Below are 16,893 nucleotides of genomic sequence, written 5' to 3'. Positions count from 1 at the left end.
AAAAAGATAAACAGAACGTTTAAACTAATAATAGAAAACTAATCATCATTTTTCTTTACTAAGTTTAAGGTTCTTTTTATCCAATCTTAATGTTTGCGATACTGTTGTGGAGGTATCCCTTCAGATTTCACGAACCACCTTGTAAATGAGGACGAATTTTCAAAACCTAATTCTTCACTAATGCTCGATAAAGACCATGATGTAGTTTCTAATAATCGTTTAGCCTCAATCGTACGTAGTTCAGTGATATAAGCTTTTGGACTTTTACCTGTTTTTTGTTTAAACCATGCTGAATAGTATACGGGATGGTAATGTTCAATCTCCGCTAATGTTTCAACTCTAATGGACTCCTTATAATGTTTGTGAATAAAGTCAATAGAAGGAGGTGTTGACACTCGTAGTTTTTGGGCCACATATCTAGTTAGATCATTTAATGCGACTGTTGAATTCCCCTGTTCCCTTGCCTCTTCCAATAATAAAAACCGAATGGACGACCATTGTTTGTCCAACTTCATATACATACTCTCTGTTTTACTAGGTAAATAATGGTTTGGGATATCTAAGATTAAAAATTCATTCCTGTCAGTAGAACGATACATATGATTGCACTCAGGAGGCAGATAAAAGCAGTAATCTGAATTAAGGTTTATGTTTTGCCATTTCGTTTGTAAGTCTAAGGAGCCTTGCATTGGAAAGAGGAATTGACCGAAGTCATGTTGGTGAGAATCAAAATCTCTTGAATATGTCCTTTTCTCACAAATTACTCGTTTACCACTCTCCATCTTCATCCCCACCTTACTCCTATATATTAATTTAGATTATACCATGATCGATATGGATAAATAAGACTGACGGAATTGCAGACAAGTAGTTTATTTTTTTAGAAGTTAAAAATTTACTTTCCGTTACTCTTATGATACATTAACCGATAAACCAAACATCCTACGTTTAAAAGGAGGTCCGATTACGGAATGATAAAAAAGACTAAGCGTCTAACGTTAGTGGAACAAGTAGCCATCCAAATTGAAGATTTGATCGAAGCTGGTCAATGGGAAGTAGGAAGTAAATTGCCGGCAGAACCAGAACTAATGGCGAAGTTTGATGTTAGTAGAAATACGTTAAGAGAGGCAATTCGAGCTCTAGTTCATGCTGGTCTTCTTGAAACAAGACAAGGTATTGGGACAACGGTGAAATCATCGAGTAATCTCGGGATAGCTTTAGAGAGGAAAATTCAAAAAAGCGATCTAATTGAGACGTTAGAAGTTCGGTTAGCTTTAGAAAAAGAAGCTGCACAGTTAGCAGCAGAGAGAAGATCTAATGAAGATTTAAAGCTGATAGAGGAATGCCTTGAAAAATGCATCGAAGCTGCGAAAGATAAAGAACCTCAGCATTTTATTGACATGGATATTGCCTTTCATAAATCAGTCGTAAAGGCTACTCATAATCAAATGTTTATTGAACTATATGATCATATTACAGATTCTTTACAGAGTTCGATTCGCGACATCATGAGTGTAAGAGGTTCATTGAATGATGAATATGAAGTTCATTCAGATCTTTATGAAGCGATTCGATTACAAGATACTCAATTAGCTATTAAAAGCGTAAATGCTTATGTGAAGAAAGCAAACGACTCACTTTTTACAATGATGGAGGGATAAAATTGAATAAACAAGCTTCGCAAATATACACTCAGCCTTTAACAAAGGGGCGATATTGGATCTTACTATTGGGGATTATCTTAATTGGCTCCAATTTGCGAGCTCCTATTACTTCTGTAGGCCCTGTATTATTATCAATAAAGGAAGATTTAGGGTTATCTAATTCGGTGGCGGGAAGCCTTACAACCGTTCCGTTACTAGCATTTGCGCTACTTTCACCATTTGCATCGAAAATCGCCAAAAAACTTGGAACGGAAATGACCATTTTCCTAGCATTACTTGTTCTAACAATCGGGATCGGAACTCGTTTCCTTCCAGGGGCAAGTTTCTTGTTTATTGGTACGGTTTTAGTAGGACTTGCTATAGCGATCTGTAATGTATTGCTTCCAGGACTTATTAAAAATAATTTCCCTTTACAAATGGGATTAATGACGGGCATTTATGCTGTGTTCATGAATGTATTTGGAGCGTTGGGTTCTGGTCTAAGTGTTCCGATCTCTTCTATAGGAAACATCGGTTGGCAAGGGTCTTTAGGTGTTTGGGGCCTTTTATCATGTCTGGCAATCATCATATGGGCCTTTCAATTAAACAAAAAACAAGACGTTCATTCAAACGTACGGAAGCAACCAACTAAAACGACAAGCATCTGGAAATCTTCAATCGCATGGAAAGTTACCATTTTTATGGGTGTTCAATCTTTAATATTTTACACATTGATGACTTGGATGCCTGAAATTATTCAGAATAATGGGTACAGTACAAGTGCAGCTGGTTGGATACTTTCCTTGTTACAATTTGCAATTATACCGATAACGTTTATTATTCCAATTATTGCAGGGAAGTTAGAAAATCAACGGGGTCTGGCAATAGTTACAGCAGTCTTATATTTTATTGGTATCTTGGGATTATTACTAGGCGTTTTCTTGCCATTGTCAGTCGTAGTTATTGGAATAGCTAGTGGAAGTGCATTTGGCTTGTCGATGATGTTTTTTACATTACGAACAAATGATAGTCAGCAAGCCTCTGAACTTTCAGGGATGGCTCAGTCCATTGGCTATCTTTTAGCAGCTCTAGGGCCAATATTATTTGGCTGGCTACATGATGTAACGAGCGGATGGAATGCACCACTTATCTTATTACTAGTCATGCCGATCATTATCTTAATCGCCGGGCTTGGTGCAGGTAAAGGTTCTATAGAAGATAAGGCATAAAGATTTTGTAGGCTGTGAAGGATAAAAGGTAGAGAACACTTGCGAGTTCTACAGGTGATTTGTGTGTCTTTACTACATGATTCGTTTAATAAACCGCAAGAATAGTTGAACAAGAATTCTGTCCAACATTTTGTTATTGGTAGAATAAGAATGTAATAGGGGGATAAGTATGAATAAATATCTTCAGTCGTTTTCTATGATTTTCTTTGGAGTATGTGTACTTTTAGGATCTTGGTTTATTTCACAATCATTAAAATCAAATCAAGATAAACAAGAAAAGATATCAAAAGAAGAGCCATACAGGTATGAACTCCTCTCACCCAATGAAAATAACCTGATCATTTTTGATAAACAAAGCGGGGGTTATTGGAGAAAGTTCATTGAAAGCGATGGAGGACCTATTGAGTGGGAAAAGCAGCCTTCGCCAATTTCTAAGACTTTAGAATAAAATATATTCATGAGCGTCTGCTCTTAAGACCAACGATGAAATAGGTTTGCGGAAAAGGGGCGGGGCTTCGCAAAATCAGCTCCGCACCGCCACCTTCATAAGGTTATCCAATTTGAGAACCTGAAATAAGGATGCTATGCGCTTTTTCGTAATTGAAGAAGATTCGTTGACTACGGTTATAGACTCAAAAGTTATTCATAAATGTATTGCTTTCACTATTATTTATTGCTACAATCACACTAATATAACTCGAAAGGGATGATGGGTGGACGATGGATAACTAATCTTATTTTTTAGAATTTGGAATTTTATATTTCGAATGATAATCATATAGGATTAGTCTACCCATTTTTCTACCATCATTAGAGCTATTAAACGCGATAGCTTATTTCAGTTCGGTAAAATGCGGCTAATCCTTCCAAATAAATTGGGAGGATTTTTTAATTCTCCCTAAAATCGAAGGGTGATTAGAATGAAAGAATTACTGCAATTACAACATATATGTATTGAAATAAAAGATCATACGATTTTTGAAAACGTGAATGCAAATGTGCAACAAAGGGATGTTATTGGGATTATTGGCAAGAATGGTGCTGGAAAATCTACTTTATTGCGGTTATTGAACGAGGATTTTTTGCTGACAGAAGGACAAATTAAATATATGCAGAACGATCTTAAAACCACTATGGTTGAACAAGAAACCGAATCACATTCTTTTGAAGCGGTTACTCCAAAAGAAGTTACATTATTAGAAACATGGCATGTTCCAACTCATGACTTCTCAAAATTAAGCGGTGGAGAAAAATTAAAAGCGCGACTTGCCAAAGGATTTGCGCAAGATACAGACTTATTATTATTAGATGAACCGACAAACCATCTTGATGAGCAAAGCTTAAAATTCCTCACTAACCAGATAAAAGGTTATAAAGGTACGGTTATTCTTGTATCGCATGATCGTTATTTTTTAGATACAGTTGCAACAAAAATTTGGTCCATTGAAAATAAAACGCTTATTAGTCACAAAGGTAACTATTCTAGTTATATGAAATTTCGTGAACAGAAAAGGCTCACGCAACAACGAGAATATGAAAAACAGCAAAAAATGGTTGAACGCATTGAGGGACAAATGACTGAGCTGACTTCTTGGTCTAAAAAAGCTCATGCACAATCGACGAAAAAAGAATTCCCTAAAGAATATTATCGGGTGAAAGCAAAGCGCATGGATGCACAAGTAAAATCAAAACAAAAGCGCCTTGAAAAAGAGCTTGAAAAAATAAAAGTGGAGCCTCTTAATTCAGAATATAAAGTGACCTTCTCAATGAAAACAAATAATAGAGTAGGAAAAAGTTTCTTAGAAGTTCAAAATTTAACGAAATCGTTTGACGGACGAACACTTTTTAAAGATGCCAATTTTACGATTCAACATGGTGATAAGATCTCAATTTCTGGCCCAAATGGTAGTGGGAAAACGACGTTATTGAAAGTAATTCTCGGACAGGAAACCGCAAAAGGGGATGTGTGGATTTCACCATCTGCAAAAATTGGTTATTTAACACAAGAAGTGTTTGATTTACCACTTGAACAAACACCAGAGCAGCTATTTTATCAAGAAACCTTCGAGGCGAGAGGAAAAGTTCAAAACTTAATGAAGCATTTAGGATTTATGGCTTCGCAATGGTCAGAACCAATTATGAACATGAGCATGGGTGAACGTGTGAAGTGTAAGCTTATGAAGTATATTCTAGAAGACAAAGATGTGCTTATCTTAGATGAACCAACGAATCATCTAGACTTAGCTTCGCGTGAACAACTAGAGGACACGTTAGCACAATATAATGGTACGCTGTTGGTCGTATCGCATGATCGCTATTTCCTAGAAAAAACAACAACTACAAAACTTGTTATTTCGAACAGTCGTATACACAAGCAATTGAATGAAGAGACGCCCAAAAAAGATAATATGGAAGAAAGACGTTTACAGCTTGAAACAGAAAGGCAAGAAGTTTTAGGGAAGCTTAGTTTTATGACCTCAAATAATAAAGAGTATTCAGAACTTGATCTGAGATTTAACGAGCTTACGAAACAAATAAAAGAGCTTTACTAACGAAAAAATTACTTCTCAAAAACGTCTCAATCAGATTGATCGAGATCTGTCATGTTGAAAGTATTACACATTACTAAATAAGACGATTTGCTTTAATTAGCATTCGTCTTATTTATTTTGGCTTCATGCCATATGCTCCAAACAACTGCTCATTATTCGATGGTGGGAGCATACCCTTGAAACAAAATCTAAAAAGTGTACTGGGACAACTGGCCCGGTTTAATTAAGAGAAATCAGATAAATTTTGTCAGATACCTCATGTTTTTGTTTGATTTATACCCCTGGTGGGTATATTATATTTATAACAATAAATTTAAGAAATCGAGGTGTTTTATTATGATGAATAAGCAACTGATTTTTCTTAGTATCGCTACGATTATTGGTTTAAGTGGATGTGGAAATGAGACAAGCGGCGAGAAACATTCCAACAACAATGAGCATGCTAAACATGAAGTGATGGATCATAGTTCCCATTCTAGTTCAGGTGAAGTTCCTAAAGATTTGAGGGAAGCAAAGAATCCAACGTATAAAGTTGGCAGTCAAGCATATTTGAAAACAGATCATATGAAAGGGATGAATGGTGCTAAGGCAACAATTGTAGGTGCCTATGATACGACGGCTTATGCTATTTCATATACCCCGACAACAGGTGGGGAAAGAGTTGAAAATCATAAATGGGTTGTTCAAGAAGAAATTAAAGATGCCGGTGAGGAAACGTTCGCACCAAGAACGGAAGTCACCATAGAGGCAGACCATATGGAAGGCATGGATGGAGCTATGGCTGAAATTGACTCAGCCGAAAAAACGACTGTCTATATGGTTGATTACACGCCAACTACTGGTGGAGAAAAAGTAACAAATCATAAATGGGTAACAGAAAGCGAACTATCAACTAAATAAAGAATCATCTCCTTTTTTTGTATGAAGGACATGGGGACGGGTCTTCGCGACTTATTAATAAAGTCAATCTACTTTGCAGGTATACTTCTTTTATAAAGAAAGTAATTCAAAATCCGGCTACGCACCGCCACCATTGTGATTAGGTGAGTGTAGCGTGTAATAGAATTTATCCTTCATAGTAAAAGGTGACGTTTTAATGCCATATTCGTTTTGTACAAAAGTCCATCATTTAGTACACTAACAAATAGATATAATGCCAATATAAAAGGTGATGTAAATGGACCGTGACATTCAAGCATATTTTGAGAACTTAGAAGCAAAGGACAAAGAGGTTCAATTCGGAGCCTTTAATGCAATTTTAGCAGCTACAACTGAAAAAGTGGACTGGGCTTATGAAGTTTGGGATCAATTACAGGACTGGTTAACAAGCCCTGATAATCACAGAAGATCCCGGGCTGCCCAGTTCCTCTCTGGTTTAGCAATTAGTGATCCTGAGAAGCGGATGCTAAGTGATTTTCCAGCTTTATGGGTAGTAACCAAAGATCCGAAATTTGTGACAGCCCGTCACAGCTTGCAATCGATTTGGAAAGTCGGCTTAGCTGGACCGGAACAAAAAGAGATGTTGATGCAGCATATTGTTGATCGTTTTCAAAACGGAGCAAATGAGAAACATTACACATTGATTCGCTACGATATGATTCAAGGCTTGAAGAATTTATATGATCGAGTAAACGATGAGCAAATTAAGCAAACAGCCATGGAATTAATTGAAACAGAAGAAGATAGCAAGTATCGCAAGAAGTATCTGTCTGTGTGGAAATAATGTGAGTACTGTTACTGGAACATAGAAGCTGTCTTTATGGCTTTCAGGACTTGAATTTGTCATTCAATCAATTAGACTAATGGTTGATTACTTCGAATACGAACAATACTCATCTTGAAGTAATAAGCTATTCAACCTGGCATTTCTTCATTATTGATGCAGTCATTCTGATAACAATGATAAAAAATTAAAATAATACACAGAATAAATTGATAACTATAAATAATTGAGCTATATTTGCACTGTACATATTTTTAAGGGGGAAATGAAAATGGTTAATTTTACGTGGAAGGGAACTCCAGTAACACAATTAGGAAACGACGTAAAGGTTGGAGATAAAGCTCCTGAATTTACAGTACTGGCGAATGACTTATCACCTGTTACACTCGCTGAGTCAACAGGGAAAGTTCGTTTAATTTCTGTTATACCTTCTATTGATACTCCTGTTTGTGATACACAAACACGTCGTTTTAACGAAGAAGCTTCTAAATTAGGGAATGTACAGGTTCTTACTATTAGCGCTGATTTACCGTTTGCACAGAGAAGTTGGTGTGCAGCAAATGGTATTGAGAATGTACAAACATTATCAGATCATCGTGATCTGTCATTCGGAGGGGCATACGGTGTTGCTATCCAGGAACTTCGCTTATTAGCACGTGCTATTTTTGTTGTTGATACAAATGACAAAATAACATATGTTGAGTATGTTAATGAATCAACAGACCACCCAAATTACGAAGCAGCATTAGAAGCAGCTAGAGCAGTATTATAAACAAGTAGAATTATTTTGGTAGCTCATACATTTTTCAATATTTCGCAGGTAGGCACAATTCTTGTATAAGAAATTGTGTCTTTTTTAGTTATCGTCTTGAAAATGGTTTTGCAGAATATTTCACAAATTGCGACATAGGAAAAACGACTAATGAGTGACAAAAGTAAGCTAGAGTCGGTCATATAAGAGCTTGAAAAACAACTATTGTTTCACTGGCTCTGCCAGAAAAAGTAGATTGCTAGCCATCTAACAAGCATGAACTTGGTGGCTGGCAATCTTTTTTTGTGAGAACAAGTATGTTGATAAATTGGATCACAAGCTATAAATAATAAAAATTGTAGACGAACATGAGTTCACAAGAACCGATGAATCGGAATTGGAACTAGCCGACTAGTTATTTTCAAACTCCCTCTAAAAGTATTGCAAATGTAGACGATAATAATATAGGAATTGCTAAGTTGGTTTTTGAATATTTCAAAATGCAACAATCAAATAGGGGGACGTATATATGAAAAAAACTAGAGCTACCAAGTTTCGGTTTAGCTTGAGGAAGAAATTGATTTTGGCTTTTTTAGTCGTTTTGTTACTGCCAAGTATTACGATAGCTATTTCTTCGTATCAGAGTTCGCAAAATAATATCGATGATCAAATGTTCGATTCGGCACAAAAAAATGTAGAGATCGTTAGACAGACAGTGGATCAATTTGTTTCGGCACAAATGGAAAATATCGATTTTCTATCGAATTCGATTACAACGACTAATATCGTTGAAAATAATGACATTCAAACAAGAAAACTATTAGATACGATTCAGAAGTCTAAAGCAGACGTTGAACAAACCTATGTAGGAACTGAGACCGGACAATTTATGAATGAACCGACATCGTTTAAAAACCCACCAGATTATGATCCGCGGCAACGACCTTGGTATCAACAAGCAATGAGTAATCGGGGAAAGATCATCATTACTGATCCATACGTATCGCAATCTTCTAAACAAGTTGTAGTAACTTTGGCTAAAGCGACGGCAGACGGTAAGGGTGTTGTAGCTGTAAACCTTAAGCTAGGAAGTCTTACGGACATGATCAGTCAAGTTACGATCGGAAAAGAGGGTTACTTATTTTTAGTAGATAAGAATCTGCATTATATTAGCCATCCTACTGATGAGGCTGGCAAAGAAGCTACAGGTGATTTTGCTGAAAAAATGAAAGCAACCAATTCTGGAAAGTTTAATTATGATGAGAATGGTGAACGAAAAAAAATTGCGTTTACAACGAGTGAGTTGACAGGATGGAAAATTGCGGGAAGCATGTATCAAAATGAAGTAGATGATGCCGTTCAACCGATATTGAAAACAACATTAATCGTCATCATTGTATCAATCATACTCGTGGGACTTTTAATTCTGTTTATTATTCGCTCCATTACTAGACCAATCACGGAGCTAGTAGGCGCCACAAATAAATTGAGTCAAGGTGATCTAAGTGTTCGTGTTAATTTAACAAGTAATGATGAGCTTGGTCAGTTGGCTCAAGCATTTGATCAAATGCGAAAAAGCCTTAGTGAGATTATTCTCGAAGTTCGGGAAAAATCAAGTAGCTTAGCAGCATCTTCTGAGCAATTAAATGCAAGTACAGAGCAGAACACATCTGCAACAGAACAAATTTCTTCATCGATTCAGGAAGTGGCTGCAGGCATGGAGAGTCAGTCTACTCAGATTGGACAAAGCTCAAGAATGGCTGGGGAAATGTCAGCATCGATTCAATATATTGCAAAAAGTTCACAAGAAGTTTCGCAAACGGCAACCAATGCATCATCGGCTGTAGAAGTAGGAAATAAAGCGATCGAAACAACGGTTGGACAAATGGAATACATTAAGAAAACGGTGAATGAAATATCAAGCAGCATCCAAGTTTTAAATAGTCACTCACAAGAAATTAGTAAGATTGTAGACGTGATTACAAATATAGCCGACCAAACAAATTTACTTGCACTGAATGCAGCGATTGAAGCGGCTAGAGCAGGTGAGCATGGCAAAGGCTTTGCTGTTGTTGCAGATGAAGTACGTAAGCTTGCAGAACAATCGGCACAATCAACGGATCAAATTAGACAAATGATTGGATCGATTCAGAGTGAAACATCAAATGCAGTGAAATCTATGGAATCAGGAACAACAGAAGTAGACAAAGGAATTGAAGTAGTCGGTGATGCAGGTGCATCCTTTGCGGCTATTACAGGTTACTTTACGACAATAACCGAACAAATTGAACAAGTAACATCCAAAGTCCAAGATATTTCCACTGGAACGGAACAGTTTGCTAACACTTTTGAAGAAGTTGCTAAAGTAGCAGACTCTACAGCAGGTGGCGCTCAAAATGTTTCTGCTTCTACACAGGAACAATTAGCTTCTATGGAAGAAATCAGAAGTTCGGCAACTTCGTTATCACAAATCGCCGAGGAATTGCAGGATATCGTTCAGCAATTTAAACTGTAACAAAGGCATAGCATATTAGAAAGACTTGGAAGAGGTAGCTCTATAAAAAAAGCCTGACCTCACATTCTATACACCGTTTTCCAATAAACGATCTATAGTAAATGTGAGGTTTGGACCTTTTTATTATAGGGCTGCCTCTTTATGTATAGACTAAGAACATCATGCCGTTCAATGAGCACTTTGAAAAGTTAGAAAATGAATTCAAATGGTATTAAAGGAAGAAAATAATAATCAAACAAAGGCAGCTGAAAGATTGGGGTTAAACAGGGCAACATGATTTTTTATTAGTTTTGTCGCAAAATTAAACAACTGAATATTTTTATGATAAAATACTTAAAAACTGTTGCAATTGAAAACGGTTTAACTTAATATAATGAATGCGAATGTAAATATCATATAAATTATGTTTCAAAAAGGGGTTTTAGTCATGAGAATTAAAGCTACATTAGATCGTATTCCAGGAGGAATGATGGTTGTTCCGTTATTACTTGCTGCAACTATCAACACACTTTTTCCAGGTTTATTAAGAATTGGTGGCTTTACAGAAGCCTTATTTGTAAATAGTGCTACTGCATTAATTGCTTTATTCCTATTAATCGCAGGAACTCAAATCACATTTAAAACAGCTGGTTCATCTGTTGGTAAAGGTGTAACACTTTTAGTTTTTAAATGGGTGTTAGGTGCTTTAATCGGTCTGATTGCAATTTTACTGGCTGATGATAATGGCTTGTTTTTAGGATTAGCACCATTAGCAATTATAGCTGCTATGACAAATTCAAACGGTGGTCTTTATATAGCACTTGCAGGTCAATATGGGAAAGAAGATGACAAAGCTGCATATCCGTTTTTAGCATTAAGTGATGGCCCGTTCTTAACAATGGTTGCCTTATCTATTTTTGGAACAATGGGCTACGCAAATGGGATGTTCTCGCCAATGTCTTTCGTAGCGGTATTACTTCCGCTAATTATTGGTATCGTTATTGGGAACCTAGATCCAGAAATGGGCGATTTCTTAAATAAAGGTAGCGACAAGCTTGTTCCTTTCTTTGCCTTTGCACTTGGTATGGGAATTGATTTTAGTGCCATCATTAAAGGTGGAATAAGTGGGATTTTACTTGGAATCATAACGGTTGCGTTAACTGGTGGAATCGGATACCTCCTCTTCAAATGGATTGGCTGGAACCCAATTGTAGGTGCTTCTGAAGGTTCAACAGCTGGAAACGCAGTTGGAACGCCAGTTGCCATTGTTGCTGCAAATGCATCATTTGCGCCAATCGCTGAACTAGCAACTGTTCAAATTGCAGCAAGTGTTGTAACAACGGCTATACTACTTCCGATGTTCATCGGGTTCTTAGCAAAACGATTAGATAAAAAAGCCGCATTGACTAAAGCGGGTTAATTAGAACGAGTATCATTTTAGAAGAGAGTGGAAGTTCTCTCTTTTTTTCAGTGGAAAAGGGACGGGGCTTCTCAAAAGTCAGCTCCGCGCCGCCACCTTCATAAGGTTATGTAATTTTAGAACCTGAACCTTTTTCAACATTGGATTGGGCGCAGACGTTCATGGATGTTTTTATATAATGTATTTTCGGAGGAGATTGATTATGAAATTAGCTATCATCGCAGATGATTTGACTGGTGCCAATGATAGTGGAGTTCAATTAGCTCGTCACGGTTTAAAAACGACTGTTTTATTTGATATGGATGAAACAAGCGTTAAAAAATATGAAGCTGTTGTTTTTGATACGGATAGCCGTTCGATCGATCGAAAAGAAGCTTATGAAAAAGTAAAACAAATAGCAGAATTTCTCAAAAATGCAGGATTTAAAAATATTTTCAAAAAACTCGATTCAACAATGAGGGGAAATATTGGAGCAGAAATCGATGCGGTATATGATGTTGTAAAACCGGATTTTGTTATGATCGCACCTGGCTATCCTAAAAACAATCGAACGATTCTCCAATCTACACACTATTTAAAGGGTGTTCCGTTAGGAGAAACAGAGATTGCAAAAGACCCTAAAACACCTATAACACAATCATATTTACCCGAACTTTTAAAAGAACAAACGAAACATACAATTGGTACGATTACAGTTGATGACTTAGAACACGGGGAACAATTTGTTCAAGAAAAAATTAAGGATTATTTCCAAAAAGAGATAACATATCTTATCATTGATTCAACGGAAGAATATCACCTTAAACAAATTTTGGACTACACTCAAAAATTAACCTATCAATTTACTTGGGTTGGGTCTGCTGGGATTGCCAATTATCTTCCTGACTACTATGCCATTCCAAAAGGAAATAGCGTATTGGCTATTCCTAAAAACACAAATCCAACACTTACGGTTATTGGTAGTGTGAATAAAAATTCTAGGGCACAGATGAAGGTGCTGTTAGAAAAAACAAATGTCCACGCAATCCCATTTGAATCTTACAAAGCCGTCGCCGATAATATGGAAAGAACAAGTGAAATCAGAAGAGTCTATCATGAAGCTATGAAAAAAGCAGAAGAGGGCTTAGATGTTTTGATCTATTCCACAGGTGAAAAAGAAGATATTGAAAAAGCATGGAGTACAGGTGAAGCAAAAGGGCTTAGCCATACTGAAATTAGTAATGAAATTGTAAAAGCAATTGGTGCGGTTTGCTCTGTACTCTTAGAGTCAGGAATTTTCACAGGTGTTTCAATGACTGGTGGAGATACGGCTAAACAAATTTGTACTTTATGGGATGTTAAAGGTTTTGAATTACTAGACGAACTAGAAATCGGTGTACCTATTTCTAAGTTTTTAGGAAATGATAACATTCATGTGGTCACTAAAGCTGGTGGATTTGGTGCAGAAGATGTTTTTATACATGCAATAAAAAAATTAAAGGGGGAAAAATGAATTATGAAACCAATTATCGGAATTACTATGGGAGATGCTGCAGGTATTGGACCTGAAATCATCGTTAAATCTCTTAATCACAAAGAAGTATATGAAAATTGTAACCCATTGGTTATTGGGGATGCAAAAATTTTAGAAAAGGTAAGTCCGATTGTCCAATCAACAGCAACAATCAATATGATTAAAGACCCTTCTGAAGCTAAATATGAATATGGAACAATTGATGTAATCGATTTAGATCTTTTACCTGCTGACTTACCTTTCGGAGAAGTTTCAGCTGCTGCAGGAGACGCAGCGTTCCAATATTTAGCTAAATCGATTGAATTAGCTAAAGAAAAGAAAATTGACTCGATCTGTACAGCTCCTTTGAATAAAGAAGCATTGCATAAAGGTGGTCATATCTATCCAGGGCACACTGAAATTCTTGCTGATTTAACAGATACAGAAGACTTTTCAATGATGTTAACGACTCCTAACTTAAGAGTGATCCATTTAACGACTCACATGGGATTAATAGAAGCGATTGCGAGTATTAACCCAGAAAGAACGTATACAGTTGTCAAATTAGCACATGATACCCTTGCAAAAGCAGGCTTTGCCAACCCTAAAATCGCTGTTTGTGGAATTAATCCACATGCTGGAGAAAATGGTTTGTTTGGTAATGGAGAAGAAGAAGAAAAATTAATGCCTGGTATTGAGAAAGCGAAATCCGAAGGCATCGATGTAACAGGTCCACTACCAGCTGATACATTATTCTTCAGAGCTGGCAGAGGCGATTTTGATGTTGTCGTTGCGTGTTATCATGACCAAGGACATGCGCCTGTAAAAGTAATGGGGATTGAAGAAGGCGTTAATATAACAGTTGGCTTAAAAGGTGGCATTATTAGAACGTCTGTCGATCACGGTACAGCATTTGATATCGCTGGTAAAAATATCGCTGATGATAAAAGTATGTTAGCGGCTATAAATTCAGCGATTGAATTAGCACCAAAAAGATAAGATAAACTTCAAACAGTGGAGCCTCGTCTTCCATTGATTGTGGTTAAATGTATTGTAAACTCTAAAACGTGTAGGTATTCTACTCGTTTTAGAGTTTTTTTGTTTTTGGCAGATTACTTCATTCGTCTGTTGTTATCTAGCAAAAGCGGTTTACCTATTAAAGATGAGTTAGGGTGATATGGTAGTTGGGTGATATGAGGAAAGGGGGAACAGAACTGCCGTGATCGAATCACACAAATCCCCAAAAAAGAACCTCACTAGTAAGTAAGGTCGAATGGTAACTCAGAGATTATAACAAGGTGGATAGAAGAGATACTTTTTTATATAACGTTAAAACCTCTTTATTGTACGGTTCCCCAGCCTCATTGATTTGCCCTTCCATATCGGTCAGTAAATCAGCTAATTTTAGTGCTTTTTGTCTGTCCGAAATATAACTGTTGCGAAGGATCGATTCGTACTTTTCGTTGTATTCAGCAAGCGTCATTTTATAAGTCCTCCTTAAAGTGCAAAGTAATTTAAGTCGTCTTTTATTTCTTCATCCGTTATTTCGATGTATGTTAACGTTACTCCTGTACGGCTATCGTTGTTTCTTTTTTACGATGCTACCTGTCATGACAGTATCCGTGTTTTCAACTAGTGAAATCAACGGATTGAACGAACTTTATTTAACCTAAGTATAGCATGATTCCCCAGTATGTTCAGTAATTAGGAAAAATGAATGGAACGATTCATACCAATTCATACAATAGAAAAAAACTATTTGTTATTAAACAAACGGTTATAATGATGGTGTCAGAGAATGTATAAAAGGGGAATAGGCATGCCTGTTATTCGGAATTAACAATTGATTAAAGCACCAATTGAAGTATGTTTTGACTTAGCGAGGAACGTGGATATTCATACTCAAACAACATCGAAAACAAAGGAGAGAGCAGTTGGTGGCGTGACAGAAGGGTTATTAGAGGAGGGAGATATTGTTACATGGGAAGCCATTCATTTTGGGATTAAACAAAGATTGACAGCGAAAGTGATAGTAATGGAAAACCCAAATAAGTTTGTAGATAGTATGGTGAAGGGAGCCTTCCATTCCTTTGTTCATACCCATCAGTTTATCGAAGAATCAGGTGGAACGATCATGATCGATACATTTCAATATAAGTCTCCACTCGGCCCAATTGTTGTTTTAGCTGATACGTTGTTTTTGGGAAAATATATGAGGTCATTTATTATCTCTCGTGCAAAGGCACTGAAGGAGATTGCCGAGAATATGCCTTAACCCACGTTCACTAACAGTGTATTTTACTGTGGATTTAATAAAGTTTGACCGTTTGTAATAAAGTTTTCCATTTTGAAAGAAGTTAAAACGTTTATATGTAGCTGTTTGCTTATTAAGCAAACGGGCTATATTCTTGAATATCACTTTTATAGGAAAGTTGAAAAATGTTTTAGTTAGAGAAAATTATGAAGGGTTGTACTTAAGTTAATGTATGTAGTTTAATTGAAGAAGGAAAGTCAAATTCGTGTACAGCAAAATATTCCCGATGAGAAAAGATACAATAGAAGACAGCCAGTAAGAAGTACATAATTTAGAATAGTAAATGATGTAAAGGAAGGAATCAAAGATGACGTTACAACAATTAAAATATGTGATTGAAGTGGCAAGAAGTCGTTCGATTAGCAAAGCAGCACAGAATTTGTTTATTAGTCAACCAAGCTTATCAAACGCACTAAAAGAGCTGGAGAAAGAAATGGGGATTACGATTTTTTCGAGAACCAATAAGGGAATTATGATTACTCCTGAAGGATCGGAGTTTTTAGGTTACGCAAGGCAGGTGGTTGAACAGGCAGAGCTTCTTGAAAATCGCTATTCCAATACGCAAGCGCCTCAGCAGAATTTTTCTGTATCAGCTCAGCACTATGCATTTGCGGTGAGTGCCTTTGTACAACTACTAAAAGATTATGATCGAAAGGAATATGATTTCACTTTACGAGAAACGAAGACATATGAAATCATTGATGATGTGAAAAACCTACGTAGTGAAATTGGCGTTTTATATGTAAATGAGTTCAACAAAAAGGTGATTTATAAGTTTCTTAGAGAAGGAAATTTAATATTTCATGAGCTATTTGAAGCGAAACCACATGTCTTTATTAGCTCAAAGAACCCACTTGTGAAGCAGGAATATGTGACATTATCTGATTTACGTCCGTTTCCATATCTCTCTTTTGAACAAGGAGATTATAATTCCTTTTATTTTTCTGAGGAGATTTTAAGCACTCTTTCTAGACCAAAAAATATTCGGGTTAGTGACCGGGCCACTTTATTTAACTTACTGATTGGATTAAATGGCTATACGATTTCGACAGGTGTCATTAGTCATGAATTAAACGATGAAGACATTATTGCGGTTCCTTTGAAGGTGGATGAACGGATTACCGTTGGATATATTACCCACAAAAATGTAACGAACAGTACACTGGCCAATATCTATATTCAATATTTACAAGAAGCAATCGCAAAAGAACAATCACAGCTATAGTTAAAAGCTATGGCAAGAGATAGATTTTACGTGTTACGCTATACTGATTT

16 protein-coding genes are annotated in these 16,893 nt (G+C 36.5%); 14 read left to right on the top strand and 2 right to left on the bottom strand.

The window, feature by feature from the left end; all coding sequences use genetic code 11:
* Positions 1-86: 86 nt before the first annotated feature.
* Positions 87-782, bottom strand: coding sequence for an AraC family transcriptional regulator (locus AC1MGI_RS00835; RefSeq protein WP_480347831.1), 696 nt, complete (start codon positions 780-782; stop codon positions 87-89).
* 189 nt (positions 783-971) lie between these two features.
* Between AC1MGI_RS00835 and AC1MGI_RS00830 the strand changes: the two genes are divergently transcribed.
* From AC1MGI_RS00830 to pdxA, 12 genes are all read left to right on the top strand, one after another.
* A complete protein-coding gene (locus AC1MGI_RS00830) occupies positions 972-1,661 on the top strand; it encodes a FadR/GntR family transcriptional regulator (RefSeq protein WP_480347829.1) in 690 nt (229 codons plus the stop codon).
* A 2-nt stretch (positions 1,662-1,663) separates the two neighbouring features.
* Positions 1,664-2,872, top strand: coding sequence for a CynX/NimT family MFS transporter (locus AC1MGI_RS00825; RefSeq protein WP_480347827.1), 1,209 nt, complete (start codon positions 1,664-1,666; stop codon positions 2,870-2,872).
* A gap of 169 nt (positions 2,873-3,041) precedes the next feature.
* Positions 3,042-3,320, top strand: coding sequence for a hypothetical protein (locus AC1MGI_RS00820; protein WP_480347825.1), 279 nt, complete (start codon positions 3,042-3,044; stop codon positions 3,318-3,320).
* A gap of 472 nt (positions 3,321-3,792) precedes the next feature.
* Positions 3,793-5,424, top strand: coding sequence for a ribosomal protection-like ABC-F family protein (abc-f, locus tag AC1MGI_RS00815; protein WP_480347823.1), 1,632 nt, complete (start codon positions 3,793-3,795; stop codon positions 5,422-5,424).
* Between the two features lie 339 nt (positions 5,425-5,763).
* On the top strand, positions 5,764-6,324 hold the full coding sequence (locus tag AC1MGI_RS00810; protein ID WP_480349665.1) for a YdhK family protein: 561 nt from the start codon (positions 5,764-5,766) through the stop codon (positions 6,322-6,324).
* A gap of 277 nt (positions 6,325-6,601) precedes the next feature.
* Positions 6,602-7,147, top strand: coding sequence for a hypothetical protein (locus tag AC1MGI_RS00805; RefSeq protein WP_480347821.1), 546 nt, complete (start codon positions 6,602-6,604; stop codon positions 7,145-7,147).
* Between the two features lie 271 nt (positions 7,148-7,418).
* A complete protein-coding gene (gene tpx / locus AC1MGI_RS00800; protein WP_480347819.1) occupies positions 7,419-7,919 on the top strand; it encodes a thiol peroxidase in 501 nt (166 codons plus the stop codon).
* Positions 7,920-8,427: 508 nt separating this feature from the next.
* Positions 8,428-10,413: a methyl-accepting chemotaxis protein gene (locus tag AC1MGI_RS00795; protein ID WP_480347818.1), complete on the top strand. Its 1,986-nt coding sequence runs from the start codon at positions 8,428-8,430 to the stop codon at positions 10,411-10,413.
* A gap of 205 nt (positions 10,414-10,618) precedes the next feature.
* Positions 10,619-10,690 (top strand): helix-turn-helix domain-containing protein, encoded by a 72-nt coding sequence (locus AC1MGI_RS00790; protein ID WP_480349664.1) that lies wholly within the window; start codon positions 10,619-10,621, stop codon positions 10,688-10,690.
* 150 nt (positions 10,691-10,840) lie between these two features.
* Entirely contained in the window at positions 10,841-11,812 is a 972-nt protein-coding gene (locus AC1MGI_RS00785; protein ID WP_480347816.1) for a 2-keto-3-deoxygluconate permease, read from the top strand.
* A 202-nt stretch (positions 11,813-12,014) separates the two neighbouring features.
* The gene (locus AC1MGI_RS00780) at positions 12,015-13,304 is read left to right on the top strand and encodes a four-carbon acid sugar kinase family protein (RefSeq protein ID WP_480347814.1); all 1,290 of its coding nucleotides are present in this window, start codon (positions 12,015-12,017) and stop codon (positions 13,302-13,304) included.
* Positions 13,305-13,307: 3 nt separating this feature from the next.
* Positions 13,308-14,303, top strand: coding sequence for a 4-hydroxythreonine-4-phosphate dehydrogenase PdxA (pdxA, locus tag AC1MGI_RS00775; RefSeq protein WP_480347812.1), 996 nt, complete (start codon positions 13,308-13,310; stop codon positions 14,301-14,303).
* Between the two features lie 289 nt (positions 14,304-14,592).
* Here pdxA and AC1MGI_RS00770 read toward each other — a convergent pair whose 3' ends face one another.
* The gene (locus AC1MGI_RS00770) at positions 14,593-14,787 is read right to left on the bottom strand and encodes a hypothetical protein (RefSeq protein ID WP_480347810.1); all 195 of its coding nucleotides are present in this window, start codon (positions 14,785-14,787) and stop codon (positions 14,593-14,595) included.
* A gap of 360 nt (positions 14,788-15,147) precedes the next feature.
* Between AC1MGI_RS00770 and AC1MGI_RS00765 the strand changes: the two genes are divergently transcribed.
* Together AC1MGI_RS00765 and AC1MGI_RS00760 are read left to right on the top strand one after the other, a co-directional pair.
* Positions 15,148-15,579 carry an SRPBCC family protein gene (locus AC1MGI_RS00765; RefSeq protein WP_480347808.1) on the top strand — a complete coding sequence of 144 codons (432 nt, stop codon included), beginning with the start codon at positions 15,148-15,150 and terminating at the stop codon, positions 15,577-15,579.
* Between the two features lie 346 nt (positions 15,580-15,925).
* On the top strand, positions 15,926-16,843 hold the full coding sequence (locus AC1MGI_RS00760) for a LysR family transcriptional regulator (RefSeq protein WP_480347806.1): 918 nt from the start codon (positions 15,926-15,928) through the stop codon (positions 16,841-16,843).
* Positions 16,844-16,893 lie beyond the last annotated feature (50 nt).

The organism is Peribacillus sp. BM1, assembly GCF_056679975.1.
The sequence above is the reverse complement of the archived record's forward strand: the minus strand, read 5'-3'. Positions and strand labels throughout refer to the sequence as shown.